At 39.3% G+C, this 13,217-nt stretch carries 14 protein-coding genes; all 14 read left to right on the top strand.

The window, feature by feature from the left end; all coding sequences use genetic code 11:
* Window positions 1–62 precede the first annotated feature (62 nt).
* The 14 genes from KMW37_RS05280 to KMW37_RS05345 all read left to right on the top strand — a co-directional run bounded on the left by KMW37_RS05280 (window position 63) and on the right by KMW37_RS05345 (window position 13,211).
* A complete protein-coding gene (locus KMW37_RS05280; protein ID WP_186756845.1) occupies window positions 63–773 on the top strand; it encodes a Crp/Fnr family transcriptional regulator in 711 nt (236 codons plus the stop codon).
* A gap of 153 nt (window positions 774–926) precedes the next feature.
* Entirely contained in the window at window positions 927–1,547 is a 621-nt protein-coding gene (locus KMW37_RS05285) for a hypothetical protein (protein ID WP_186756844.1), read from the top strand.
* Window positions 1,548–1,623: 76 nt separating this feature from the next.
* Window positions 1,624–4,053 (top strand): heavy metal translocating P-type ATPase, encoded by a 2,430-nt coding sequence (locus KMW37_RS05290; protein ID WP_215223574.1) that lies wholly within the window; start codon window positions 1,624–1,626, stop codon window positions 4,051–4,053.
* Window positions 4,044–4,229 carry a cbb3-type cytochrome oxidase assembly protein CcoS gene (ccoS, locus tag KMW37_RS05295; protein WP_186756842.1) on the top strand — a complete coding sequence of 62 codons (186 nt, stop codon included), beginning with the start codon at window positions 4,044–4,046 and terminating at the stop codon, window positions 4,227–4,229. The genes KMW37_RS05290 and ccoS overlap by 10 nt, the downstream gene beginning before the upstream one ends.
* 3 nt (window positions 4,230–4,232) lie before the next feature.
* Window positions 4,233–6,386 carry a cytochrome-c oxidase, cbb3-type subunit I gene (gene ccoN, locus KMW37_RS05300; protein ID WP_215223575.1) on the top strand — a complete coding sequence of 718 codons (2,154 nt, stop codon included), beginning with the start codon at window positions 4,233–4,235 and terminating at the stop codon, window positions 6,384–6,386.
* Window positions 6,387–6,398: 12 nt separating this feature from the next.
* Window positions 6,399–6,590, top strand: coding sequence for a cbb3-type cytochrome c oxidase subunit 3 (locus KMW37_RS05305; protein ID WP_186756840.1), 192 nt, complete (start codon window positions 6,399–6,401; stop codon window positions 6,588–6,590).
* On the top strand, window positions 6,577–7,503 hold the full coding sequence (locus KMW37_RS05310; RefSeq protein ID WP_215223576.1) for a cbb3-type cytochrome c oxidase N-terminal domain-containing protein: 927 nt from the start codon (window positions 6,577–6,579) through the stop codon (window positions 7,501–7,503). The genes KMW37_RS05305 and KMW37_RS05310 overlap by 14 nt, the downstream gene beginning before the upstream one ends.
* A 46-nt stretch (window positions 7,504–7,549) precedes the next feature.
* Window positions 7,550–8,962 (top strand): cytochrome c oxidase accessory protein CcoG, encoded by a 1,413-nt coding sequence (gene ccoG / locus KMW37_RS05315; protein ID WP_215223577.1) that lies wholly within the window; start codon window positions 7,550–7,552, stop codon window positions 8,960–8,962.
* Between the two features lie 22 nt (window positions 8,963–8,984).
* Window positions 8,985–9,410, top strand: coding sequence for a FixH family protein (locus KMW37_RS05320; protein ID WP_215223578.1), 426 nt, complete (start codon window positions 8,985–8,987; stop codon window positions 9,408–9,410).
* Entirely contained in the window at window positions 9,410–10,117 is a 708-nt protein-coding gene (locus KMW37_RS05325; protein ID WP_215223579.1) for a sulfite exporter TauE/SafE family protein, read from the top strand. The genes KMW37_RS05320 and KMW37_RS05325 overlap by 1 nt, the downstream gene beginning before the upstream one ends.
* Before the next feature lie 267 nt (window positions 10,118–10,384).
* Window positions 10,385–10,948, top strand: a complete 564-nt coding sequence (locus KMW37_RS05330; protein WP_215223580.1) for an RNA polymerase sigma factor — start codon at window positions 10,385–10,387, stop codon at window positions 10,946–10,948.
* Window positions 10,917–12,134: an outer membrane beta-barrel protein gene (locus KMW37_RS05335; protein ID WP_215223581.1), complete on the top strand. Its 1,218-nt coding sequence runs from the start codon at window positions 10,917–10,919 to the stop codon at window positions 12,132–12,134. The genes KMW37_RS05330 and KMW37_RS05335 overlap by 32 nt, the downstream gene beginning before the upstream one ends.
* Before the next feature lie 123 nt (window positions 12,135–12,257).
* The gene (locus tag KMW37_RS05340; protein ID WP_215223582.1) at window positions 12,258–12,764 is read left to right on the top strand and encodes a CHRD domain-containing protein; all 507 of its coding nucleotides are present in this window, start codon (window positions 12,258–12,260) and stop codon (window positions 12,762–12,764) included.
* An 81-nt stretch (window positions 12,765–12,845) separates the two neighbouring features.
* Window positions 12,846–13,211 carry a 2-polyprenyl-6-methoxyphenol hydroxylase gene (locus KMW37_RS05345; RefSeq protein WP_186756832.1) on the top strand — a complete coding sequence of 122 codons (366 nt, stop codon included), beginning with the start codon at window positions 12,846–12,848 and terminating at the stop codon, window positions 13,209–13,211.
* The last annotated feature ends 6 nt before the right edge of the window (window positions 13,212–13,217 follow it).

Genomic DNA, 13,217 nt, shown 5'->3' on the forward strand with positions numbered 1-13,217 from the left:
AAGTCATCTTTTTTTAATAGGTTTATAATATAGCTTTGTGATGTTAATTAATTTTTAGGTTCATGACAATAAAGAATACACCATGTGAATTATGCTTAAGCCGTAAATTTTCCATGTTTTCAGGTTTATCTGATGAACATTTATGCAATTTATCGGACAGCAAAAATTTGATTTCCCATAAAAAAGGCCAAATGCTGTTTTATGAGGGTACTAAACCTTTGGGGGTTTTTTGTGTAAGCTCAGGCATTGTAAAAGTGTTTAAAACGGCATCTAATGGTAAAGAGCAAATTATCCGATTAGTCCAGAAAGGAGACTTTCTTGGTTATACATCGTTGTTGGGTGAAGAAGCTTATTTGAATTCAGCTACCATTGTTGAAGATGCAAAAATCTGTTTTATTCCCAAGGAAACTTTTCTTAAGCTCATCGCTGAGGACAACAATTTTCACAGAAGGTTGACCAAGGCGGTTTGTCAAAATCTGGGATTAATGGAAGAGAAGCTAACTGATGCTACCCAGAAGACCATTAGGGAAAGGTTGGCTTTTACCTTGATTAAATTGTCTGACTCTTATGGTGTAGATGGTGGTGAGAGCAGAAAAATTGATCTGGTATTAACTAGAGAGGAAATAGCCGGTTTGGTAGGTACTGCTACTGAAACGGTAATTAGGTTGCTTTCTGAATTTAAGAAGGACAGTCTGATTAAGTTTGAAGGCAAAAAGATCATCGTTTTAGATAGAAAAGGATTGGCCAGGTTATCTGATTTTTATAATAATTGATCAAATCATTCCGTATTTATCAAAAACAAAAGCCCAAACAGACGTTTGGGCTTTTGTTTTTATATGATTTTTATCAGGTTTTGGCTTTTTAAATGTCATAATTCCTCAGCCAGAAGCGGTATAAATTTGTCTTAAATCTATAATTGATTACAGATGAAAGGCAACATTCATAATTACCTGGAAATACCTACTGATATATTGGCTCCTATATATGACCAAAAGATTCAGGGGGACTTTTTTGACCGTAGATTGATAGAGGGAGTTTTGAATCAAGAAGAGAAAGACATTTATATGATAATGGCCAATTTGCCAAAAGTCTTGGATTGGTTGCATGGACAAGATCAACCACAGGTCCTCGAGAAAAGACCCTGCGCTATTCCATTATTATTGTTTGACCAAGATCTGTCATTTGATAAACTCCTCTTTCATTATGATGGAACTCCTGATTCTGCCGATATCATACAAGGGTTTTTGGAAAAATTCGAACTGCATATAAAGAGCAGTCAAGCCACCATCATTTCTCCAAGTTTTATTCCTAAATCAAAACTTCAAGAAGAGCAAGCCTTGATTCAACTCATAAGAAACTATACTGGTGAAACCAGTTTTATAAAATTCAATTTTAGGAAAATTGGTGACTTCTGGTCTTATGCTACCAAAAACAAATCCACCATGCTAGTAACTTCCAAAGCTTATCAAGCTGATTTGGCTAAAGTCTTATTTCATTTTTATAAAGGTGGATTTTGGTATGATAACTTATCATTTTATCTGGCTTAAAAATATAAAATATTATATACTAATATTTTAAAATAGGATTCATTATAGTTAAATTGATACAGAACCACCAATGAACATGAAGGAAGTTAAACAAAAGGATCGTACTTTGTGCTTCCACTGTGGAGAACAGTGTTTGGATGAATCCCTTCGCTATGATGAAAAGGATTTTTGTTGTCCAGGCTGTAAGCTGGTTTATGAAGTATTGAATGAAAATGGCCTTAGCAGTTATTATGAGTATGGTGAAAAGCCTGGCGTAAAAAACGACAACAATAATAAATCAGCCAATCGATTTGATTACTTAGAAGAACCTGAAGTAATCCAAAAATTAATAGACTTTCAAAACGAAAAGGAAACTCATATTTCCTTTGATATTCCAGCAATACATTGTGCCTCCTGTGTGTGGTTATTGGAAAACCTTCATAGACTTAATTCGAATATTTTTGAATCTCGGGTGGATTATGTAAAAAAAGAGGTACACATCAAATTCGTACATAATGCTCTAAGTCTGAAAGAGCTGGTGAGGCTATTGGCTAAGATAGGTTATGAGCCGAGTATTCAACTAGATGCATTGGAAGAAAAACCCAAAAGAAGGGTAGACAGGAAACTGATTTATAAGTTGGCAGTAGCTGGATTTTGCTTTGGCAATATGATGTTTTTCAGTTTGCCTGAGTATTTCAGTGAAGTGTCATTATTGGAAGAGAATTTTAGAGGCCTTTTTGTCCAGCTCAATTTAGCCTTGTCACTTCCTGTTATATTTTATTCAGCAACAGATTACTATAGGTCTGCATGGTACTCTCTGCGTTCTGGTCGTGTTAATATGGATGTTCCCATAGTCATGGGGATAATTTCTCTGTTTGTTTATAGTCTATACGAAGTAATTGAGCTGGGGGAAAGCGGTTATTTCGATTCTATAGGGGGGCTATTGTTTTTTCTATTGATCGGGAAATATTTTCAGCAAAAAACCTATGACCGTCTTGCTTTTGACAGGGATTATAAGTCCTACTTCCCATTGGCTGTAACCCGGTTGGGGAATAAAGGGGAAGAAGTTGTTTCGCTTCCTAAAATAAAAGTAGGGGATACCTTGAAGATTCGTCATGGTGAGTTGATTCCAGCGGATAGTTTGTTACTGGAAGGGGAAGCCCGAATTGATTATAGTTTTGTGACAGGGGAGGAAGTGCCTGTTTTTGTAAAGAAGGGTTCTTTAATTTATGCAGGAGGTAGGCAGCAGGCAGGAGCCTTGCTCCTAAATGTGCAGAAAGCCCCTTCCCAAGGTTATTTAACTGATTTGTGGAACCAAGATAGTTTCCAGCTTGGAAAGCCCAAGGAACTGGAATCATTGGCCAATGCCATTAGTGGAAAATTCACATTGGTGGTGCTGATGGTGGCTTTTGGTGCACTAGCTTTTTGGATTCAAACGGATGTTTCCATGGCGGTGAAAACTTTTACCAGCGTTTTAATTGTGGCCTGCCCATGTGCATTGGCGATGTCCACCCCTTTTACCTTAGGTAATACTTTGAGGGTTTTTGGTAATAGGAAATTTTATTTAAAAAACAGCCATGTGGTAGAGCAACTGGCAAAAGCAGATACCTATATTTTTGATAAGACAGGAACGCTTACAGATCCAGCTGCAGCAACAGTAAACTATATCGGATTTTGCTTGGATGAAGAGAATAAATCAGTAATCAAAGGCATGGTCCAGCATTCCATGCATGCCTTAAGCAGTCGGATCAATGTATGGTTGGGGGAGATCAAGCCTGCTTATGTGGAGGGAATAGGGGAGCTTCCTGGAAAGGGTATTGAAGCTATTTATAATGGAAAGATAGTGCGAATAGGTTCGGCCAAGTGGTTGGGGATTGGCAATATTAGAACCAAAGATTTTGGTAATAGGATTTACATCTCCTTTGATGGAGAAGTAAAGGGATATTTTCATATCCAAAGTGGATTGAGGAAGGGTGTGGAAAGATCCATGGATCAATTGAAAGATATGGGCCAAGTTCACTTACTGTCCGGTGATCAGGACCATGATCGTGAAAATCTTCAAAAGGTATTTGGGGCAGCGGTGGAGATGAATTTTAACCAAAGCCCAAAAGAAAAGTTGCAATACATCAAATCATTGAACGATAGAGGGAATAAAACGGTGATGGTTGGAGATGGATTGAATGATGCAGGTGCCTTGCAAGAAAGCAGGGTGGGGATTGCAGTAACCAGTCAATCCACTCATTTTTCTCCTGCAAGTGATGCTATTATGGATGCCGATGTAATTGGCCAGTTACCTCAGTTTATAGCGTTGGCAAAGGAAAGCAGGAATGTGATCAAGGCAAGTTTTGTGCTCAGCTTTCTGTACAATATTGTTGGGATCAGTTTGGCTGTTCAAGGCCTGCTTAGTCCTGTTATTTGTGCGATTTTGATGCCACTGAGTAGTATTTCGGTGGTGGTATTTACTACAGTGATGATCAATTATCTAGCGATGAGAAAAGGAAGTAAAAATAATTATTCATGGAAGTAATATTCATTTTGATCGGGGTGAGTTTGGTTTTGGCTTCTAGCTTTTTGTTCCTGTTTTTCAGGGCCATGAAGAAAGGCCAGTTTGACGATACTTATACCCCTTCGGTAAGAATTCTATTTGATTCACATAAAAACAAAAAAACGGTTAAGCCTAAACCGTCACCTAAAACCAAATAAAGTATGTCAGATGTAATACTAGAAAAGTTCAGTTACGATAATAAAATCGTAAAGTACTTTGGAGCAGCCACAATAGTTTGGGGCTTAGTCGGAATGCTGGTTGGGATATTGGCAGCCATCCAGCTTTTTCTTCCCGAAGCCAATATGGGAAACCCTTATACCACATTTGGGAGGATTAGACCGCTACACACCAATGCGGTAATATTTGCCTTTGTGGGAAATGCCATTTTCGCCGGAGTGTACTATTCCATGCCTCGATTGCTGAAGGCCAGGATGTGGAGTGATGCACTTAGCTGGATCAATTTCTGGGGCTGGCAGTTAATTATCCTTGCTGCTGCGATTACCCTACCATTGGGCTTGACCACTTCAAAGGAATATGCCGAATTGGAATGGCCTATTGATATTGGGATTGCTGTAGTGTGGGTAGCTTTTGGTGCCAATATGATCGGTACATTGCTTAAGCGAAGGGAAAGACATATGTATGTAGCCATTTGGTTTTATTTGGCCTCGTTTGTAACCGTGGCGGTTTTACATATATTTAATTCTTTGGCCTTGCCAGTTTCGTTTTTCAAAAGTTATTCGGCATATGCAGGTGTTCAAGACGCCTTGGTTCAATGGTGGTATGGCCACAATGCGGTGGCTTTCTTCTTGACTACACCTTATTTGGGATTGATGTATTATTTCCTTCCCAAAGCAGCCAATAGGCCAGTTTATTCTTATAAGCTTTCTATCGTTCACTTCTGGTCCTTGATCTTTCTGTATATCTGGGCTGGGCCTCACCACCTTTTGTATACTGCTTTGCCCAACTGGGCGCAGGTTCTCGGGGTAGCTTTCTCGGTGATGTTAATTGCTCCATCTTGGGGCGGTATGGTCAATGGACTATTAACGCTAAGAGGTGCTTGGGACAAAGTAAGAGTTGACCCAGTACTTAAGTTTATGGTTGTGGCGGTTACAGCCTACGGTATGGCCACCTTCGAAGGTCCTATGCTATCATTGAAAAATGTGAACGCCATCGCGCACTATACTGATTGGATCGTTGCACACGTGCATATTGGCGCCTTGGGCTGGAATGGCTTCTTGACCTTTGGTATGCTTTATTGGTTATGGCCTAAGATGTGGAAAACAAAATTGTATTCTACTAAATTAGCAAACACCCACTTCTGGTTGGGTACTTTGGGGATTGTTTTCTATGCCTTGCCTATGTATGTGGCTGCCTTGACCCAAAGCTTGATGTGGAAAGAGTTCAATGAGATGGGAAGATTGGCTTATCCTAATTTCCTTGAAACAGTTCTTGAAATTGTTCCAATGTATATGTTGAGGGCATTCGGTGGTGTGCTTTACTTGGCCGGGGCCATAGTGATGGTTTATAACCTTGTCAAAACATCTAAAATCGGCGTTTTCCAAGCAGAAGAGCCAGATGAGGCACCTGCGCTTAGCAAGTTTGTACCTAAGAAAGGTGAATACTGGCACCATGCATGGGAGAGAAAACCAATCTTCTTTACCATCTTGGCTACAGTGGCCATTCTTATTGGAGCGGTGATAGAAATTGTGCCCACCTTGTTGGTGAAATCGAATGTGCCAACCATCAGTAGTGTCCAACCATATACTCCGCTGGAATTGCAGGGTAGGGACCTCTATATTTCACATGGTTGTGTGGGATGTCACTCACAGATGATTCGGCCTTTCAGATCTGAAACTGAGCGTTATGGAGAATATTCCAAAGCTGGTGAATTCGTTTATGACAGGCCATTCCTTTGGGGATCAAAACGAACTGGGCCTGATTTGCACAGGGTAGGAAAGAAATATCCAGATAGCTGGCATTATCACCATATGTTAGATCCAAGAACGATGTCTCCTGGCTCTACCATGCCTGCTTACCCATGGATGATTACCAATACCATGGACCATTTAGATGTTCCGGATAAAATTAGAACCATGCAGCAACTCGGGGTACCATATCCAGAAGGTTATGCTGATGAACAGGCCTTGAAAGATCTGCACGAACAAGCCCAGGGAATCGCTTCCGGACTTTCAGATGCAGGTGTAGAAGTAAGGCCAGATGCTGAGATTGTGGCCCTGATCGCCTATTTGCAGAGATTAGGAACGGATATTAAGAAAACGGATGCCCCGACATCAGAAGAAAGTATCGCCAAATAACCCCGAAAAGTCATGAAAAAGGAAATTTTAACTTCTATAGAGAACGTGGAGATTTATCCCATTTTGTCTTTGCTCATTTTTGTGCTGTTTTTTATCGGTGTTGCTTGGTGGGTGGTGAAGGCAGATAAGCAGTATATAGATCATATGAAATCCCTTCCAATGGAGGATGATAACCCAAATTTTGCGAGCCATGAAAAAAACTAAAATAGTATTATTGGTGTCTTTGTTGGCACTTAGTTCTCAAACAGTAATGGCCCAGGAGGCTGAGAAGGGATTATTTGAGACCTTAGGGGATATGGATAGCAGTCAGCTGACCTTGTTGATCATCATTATGGTGGTTCTTGGATTGATGGTGCTCCTGATGATTCTACTGATCTATCTGACCAGCTTTATAGTTGCTTTGCTTAACAAGGAAAATCCTGAAATGGCCAATGAGCCAAGCTGGTGGGATAATTTTAAAGAGAAATTTGTTACAGGAAAACTCAAGCCAATTGAGGATGAAGAGGAAATATTATTGGATCATAGCTACGATGGTATTGTAGAGTTGGACAATTTTATGCCACCTTGGTTAAAGTATGTGTTTTACGGAACCATATTATTTGCGGTTGTTTATTTGGTGAACAATACCAATGTAGGATTTGGTAAATCACCTACAGAAGAATACCAGGTTGAATTGGAAGAGGAAGCGATTGCAGCTGAAGAGCGAAAAGCTTTAGCATTGGCTTCGATTGATGAAACCAATGTAGCTCTTGACCAATCGCAGACCATATTGGAAATGGGTGGGACCATATTTCAGAATAACTGTGTCGCCTGTCATGCTTCAGATGGAGGTGGTGGTGTAGGGCCAAACTTAACAGACGAATTTTGGCTGCATGGTGGAAGCATTTCAGATGTGTTTACCGTTATTAAATATGGAGTTCCAGAAAAAGGGATGATTCCTTGGCAGGATCAGTTAAGTCCGGAAGAAATTCAGCAAGTAGCGAATTTTATTCTCTCTCTGGAAGGAACGACTCCGACCAACCCTAAAGAGCCTCAAGGTGAAAAATATGTCCGTGAAGCCGAAGGTGAAACTGGAGGAGAGGAGACTGCTTCAGATAGCTTACAAGTTAATGGCTAAATAATAACAGGGGCAGTTGATACTGCCCCTTACAAAAAACAGAACGATGTCTCAGGATCAGCAAAATAAATCAGAAGCTTTTAGAGATTCCCTTTCCACGGTAAAGGATGATGGGGGAAGGAATTGGGTATATCCCAAAAAAGTGAGCGGTTTTTTTTACAAATGGAGAACTTATGTTTCCTGGTTGCTATTGGCCATTTTATTTGCCGGTCCATTTCTAAAGATTGGTGGAAAGCCATTTCTTTTACTGAATATTTTCGAAAGGAAATTCATCATATTTGGACAAGTCTTTTGGCCTCAGGATACCCATATTTTGTTGTTCCTGTTGCTAATATTTTTTGTCTTTATCATACTGTTTACCGTAGTTTTTGGAAGGGTGTTTTGTGGCTGGGCATGTCCTCAGACCCTGTTTATGGAGATGGTGTTCCGTAAAATTGAGTATTGGATTGAAGGGGATGCCAATCAGCAAAAACGTTTGAATGCCCTGCCTTGGAACCAGGAAAAAATATTGAAAAAGGGAGGGAAGATGACTTTATTCTTGATCATCTCCCTTTTGATTTCTCATTTGGTTATGGCCTATCTTATAGGAGTGGATCGAACCTTGGAAATAATAAGTAGTCCACCTTCAGCTCATTTGGCTGGCTTCATAGGTTTAATGGCCTTTACAGGGATCTTTCTCTTTGTGTTTTCTTGGTTTAGGGAGCAAGCTTGTACGGTGGTTTGTCCTTATGGAAGACTACAAGGAGTTTTACTGGATACCAATTCAATTAATGTTTCCTATGATTATCTTAGAGGAGAGCCAAGGGGGAAAATAAATAAAAAGGAACCTGAGAAATCAGCTAAAGGTGATTGTGTAGATTGTAGTTTATGTGTTCAGGTGTGTCCTACAGGGATAGATATTAGGAACGGTGTGCAAATGGAATGTGTCAACTGCACAGCATGTATAGATGCCTGTGATGAAGTGATGGTGAAGGTGGATAGGCCCAAGGGCTTGATTAGGTATGCTTCTGAAAATAGTATAAAGGAAGGACATCAAAAGCTGATTACTCCGAGAGTGATTGGTTACGTAGCTGTTTTGTTGATTCTGGTAGTGGCTTTTGTAGGTTTGCTTATGACCAGAACAGAAATGTCAGCTACTGTCACGCGTTTTAGAGGGATGACCTATCAACAAAGAACCGATGGTCAAATAAGCAATCTTTATGAGGTCACTTTCATTAATAAGACCTTCGATGCTCAAAATGTGCAGATAAAATCATCCAATGATAAATTTATTGTGGAGGCCAATGATGAGGGTAATTGGACATTGGATGGTCAATCTAAAGTTGAAGGAAGGTTCTTTCTGGTGATCGATGCCAATGAGGTAACTGAAATTAATCAGGAAGTGGAATTATTATTACTTCAAAATGGTGAAGTAATCGATGAAATCAAAACGAATTTTATGGCGCCAATGCCAAAATAGGATTATTTAAAATCATAAGATTATGAACTGGGGAAATTCGATTGTATTGGTATTTGTTTTATTTGCAGCCATTGTTTTTACCATGGTGGGGATTTGCATCAAACAGGATGATATCCATTTGGTCACGGAACAGTATTATGAGGCTGAGATCAAGTATCAGGAACAAATAGAAAAGGTTTCCAATGCTGCATTGTTATCTGAAAAAGCAATGAACTTTGATCCCTCAGAAAAATCGTTGAATATCCACTTGGAAGATGGGGTGAAAGGTACGGTTTGGCTTTTTAGACCTTCCGATGCACGCTTGGATCAGAAAATAGATTTTGAAATTGATCAGACGGATAATAAGAAGATTAGCCTGAGTAAATTGGAGCGAGGCTACTGGAAAGCAAAAGTCGCTTGGTCCAATGCTGGAAAGGAATATTTTGAGGAGCTAAAAATCACGCTATAATGATTTGGACAGCATTTCTTTTGGGATTTTTGGGTTCTTTTCATTGTCTTGGAATGTGTGGCCCGATTGCCTTGGCAGTATCAAGCTCCGATAAGCAAAAGGCTGTTATGAAAAAAGTTTGGTACAACCTAGGGCGAACAGGTACTTATGCCATTTTAGGATTGCTAGCTGGTACTATCGGTTTGGGCTTGGAGTTGGCAGGATTTCAACAATGGGTTTCTATTGGTCTTGGAGTTTTGATAATTCTTTTTGCGTTTATGTATAAAAAAAGCGAAAGAGCTTTGGCAAAAGGAGGGGCTTATCAGTTTGTGGCCAAGGTCAAAAGCGCTTTGGGATATTGGCTGAAAAAAGGAGGTTCGAAGGCCTTTTTTATGACCGGCTTGGTCAATGGCTTTTTGCCCTGTGGAATGGTGTATATAGCCGTATTAGGGTCTATGGCCATGGCAGGACCAGTAGAAGGTGCTATTTATATGGCTAGTTTTGGAATGGGCACTATTCCTTTATTAATGGCTTTGATGCTAAGTGGAAATCTATTCAGTGCAAATTGGAGAATAAGGCTGTTTCGGTTTATGCCTTATTTTGCCATATTCATAGGTTTATTGTTTGTTATAAGAGGCTTGGGTTTGGGAATTCATTTTTTAAGTCCTGCATTAGAGGTCTTCGACCCTTCAAGTGGAATTCCCGCAAGTATGACCATTTGCAAATAATACGTTGTATTGGTTTTACAGCAATAGGCTGTCGATTCTTTTAATAGCTTTTACCGATAGATTTTTATTTGGATATTGTTTTTATTTTTTTGATGTCAATCCTTTTAGTGGAAATATTTTGTGTTTAATAGTTTTTTATTTCATAGTAAGGATATGTGTCTATTTTTCGGTATATAATCGTTTAATTATTATAAAGGGTGAAATATTTAAATGTTGACGCAACCCTTTCAGAGTATGTCTTGTATAGGCAAATGAACCATTTCTGTTGTGAACTACGAACCGGACCAAAGGCTGATTAAGGGACTCCTGAAAAATGATAGAAAGTCCCAAGAACTGTTGTATAAGCAGTTTTACAGTTATGGTATGAGTGTTTGTCTACGTTATACGAGTAATAGAAATGACGCGGTGGAGGTATTGAATGATAGCTTCATGAAGGTATTTACCAAAATCCAGCAATATGATGAGCAATACGCTTTTAAGACTTGGTTCAGGAGAATTTTGATCAATTCATCCATTAATCACAATAAAAGCAAATTAAATAACCATCATGCTTTGAGCTTGGATGAGGTAGTGGAAGTAGAAGACAAGCAGAGCAGTATCATTAATGAACTCTCTTATGAAGAGTTGATAAAACTTATACAAAGCTTGTCTCCAATGTACAGGACTGTATTCAGTTTGTATGTAATTGAAGGCTACTCGCATCTTGAAATAGCGGAATTATTGGGAATTAGTGAAGGAGCTTCGAAGTCCAACCTTTCTAGGGCAAGATTGAATTTAAGGGAATTACTAAAAAGGAATCATGAAAAAAGACTGGCTAAATATGAGCGATAAGGAGCTGGATGATTTCTTTAGAAAGGGCTTGGATGAGCCTGAGATTCCTTTTGTAAAGGAGGACTGGGACAAGATGCAAGAAAAGATGATGCACTTGCCCGGAAATAGGAAAGCGGGAGGATTCTATCGAAATAAGTGGCTTTTAGTTGGCTTGGGATTGGCGTTGATTGGTGCATTGAGTTGGTGGGGGATTGGTGCTTTTGATAAGTCCTATCCACAAGGAAATTCCAATGAAATTGAACAGGAGGAGAATCAGGTAATACTAGAAAATCCTTCCGGTACAGAAAAGATGACTTCCAAGCAGGATCAGGGAATTACGAATGCTGATGAAAACAAGGAAGATGGTGGATCTGACCCAATAGACCATAGTGGAAATTCAAATGGAATTTCAAGCTTGCAAACTAAAAGCTCTATCCATGAAATGGACAGATCAAAAGTAGCAACAGATGAACCAGATGATTCATATTCTCGAAGGAATAATGGGGATTTGATTGTGGGTTCTATAAATAAGTCATTGCCAGTATTTGAGCAGGATAAAGAATTGGAACTGGTATTTGATATGGAGGATGATGGGGTAGTACCTGTCAAGAAGTCAAAAAGTAAGATTTCACAGAGATGGAGTTTTTCATTATTACTTTCTCCTGATGTCAGTGCCTTAAAGCTGAAAGAAGTAAGGGGAGTGGGGACCAGTGCGGGAATAAATATTGAATATTATTTTCTGCCTAAATGGAGTCTAAACTTGGGTGCTTTGTATGCTTTTAAGACCTATGAGACCAGTGATGGCTATCAATTTTCCTATCCAAGTTCAAAGCCCATCACCTGGCTGGAAGGAGATTGTTATGTGTTGGATATACCTCTTAATATCAGGTATTATGCAATAAATAGCCCAATGGACAGATGGTATATCAGTTCTGGATTGTCCTCTTATCTAATGCTGAAGGAGAAATATCAGCTGGTAAATGGTTACAGTTCCTACTATCCAAATTATGAAAACCTGGAAATTAGAAACAAAAACCAGCATTATTTTCAGGTCCTCAATATAAGTATGGGGTATGAAAGAAGACTTTCGGAAAAGCTATCTATACAGGTTGAGCCCTATTTGAAATTACCTCTAAAAGGGGTGGGCGAAGGGCAGGTAAGTCTTAAGAGTGCAGGAGCACTGATAGGCTTAAAATATAATTGGTAGTGTATTAATAGATAATTGGTTTTAGAAAAATGGTGACTTGCCTTTTACCCCAAAAAATGAGGGAAAATGGCAGGGTGGAAAAGTATTGCCTAATAGTTATTGAAAATATTTAAAAATAAAGTCATGGAAAAGTATATGAAGTTTTGGTTGTTGGGGATGATATTACTGCTTGCTGCAGGAATGGTTGCATGTAATGATGATGATGATGACCCAATCCCACAAGTGCAGAAAAAAGTCTATAATTTAAATGCTGTAGGAGAGTCTGGGGTGTCAGGTACAGTTACTTTCACCAGGCAAACTGATGGATTTACCCTAATAGAAATTGACTTGTCTGGTACTGCTGCGGGAAATTCTCATCCCTCACATATACATGCCAATTCAGCAAGTGAAGGTGGTGGTATAGTGATAGATTTGATGAATGTAGATGGTGCCACAGGAGAAAGCAGTACTACTGTCACAGAAAGAAATGATGGAACGGAGATTACTTATGAGGAATTGATTGCATTTGACGGATACGTGAATGTTCATCTAAGCGCTTCAGAGTTGTCTACATTAGTTGCCCAAGGGGATATTGGCAGTAATGCAACCGGGACATCCAATAATGGAAATGGTGGAGGTGTCCCTTACTAGCCGATAGTATGAGGGGGCAGTAAGGGTGCATTTCTGTCCCCTCTCTTTTTAGAATCAATATTTAATATAAAATCCATTAAAATGAAAAGTTCAAAAATCTTATTAATTAGCTGCATGTTATTGGGAATGTTGGCTTGTGGAAGTGAAAATGAAGATGATATCATGCCTAATAATCCAAGTGCAGACCGATGTGATGATAATGAGGCGACCTTATCAGGTGAAGTATCTACAATAATTGAAAATAATTGTGCCATTTCAGGATGCCATGTGGCAGGAACTGGTAGGGTGGATTTAACTGTAACATCCAATATTATTCAAAATGCTACTCAAATCAGGAGTTATACAGAAAGTGGCTTTATGCCAGAAGCAAGTTCCGGTTTGACATTGACACAGACCCAAAAGGATGATATATATTGTTGGGTGGCCAATGGAGCTAATAACAACTAAAGAAAT

This window comes from Echinicola shivajiensis, assembly GCF_018642165.1.
In the GTDB taxonomy this organism is placed as follows: Bacteria; Bacteroidota; Bacteroidia; order Cytophagales; family Cyclobacteriaceae; genus Echinicola; species Echinicola shivajiensis.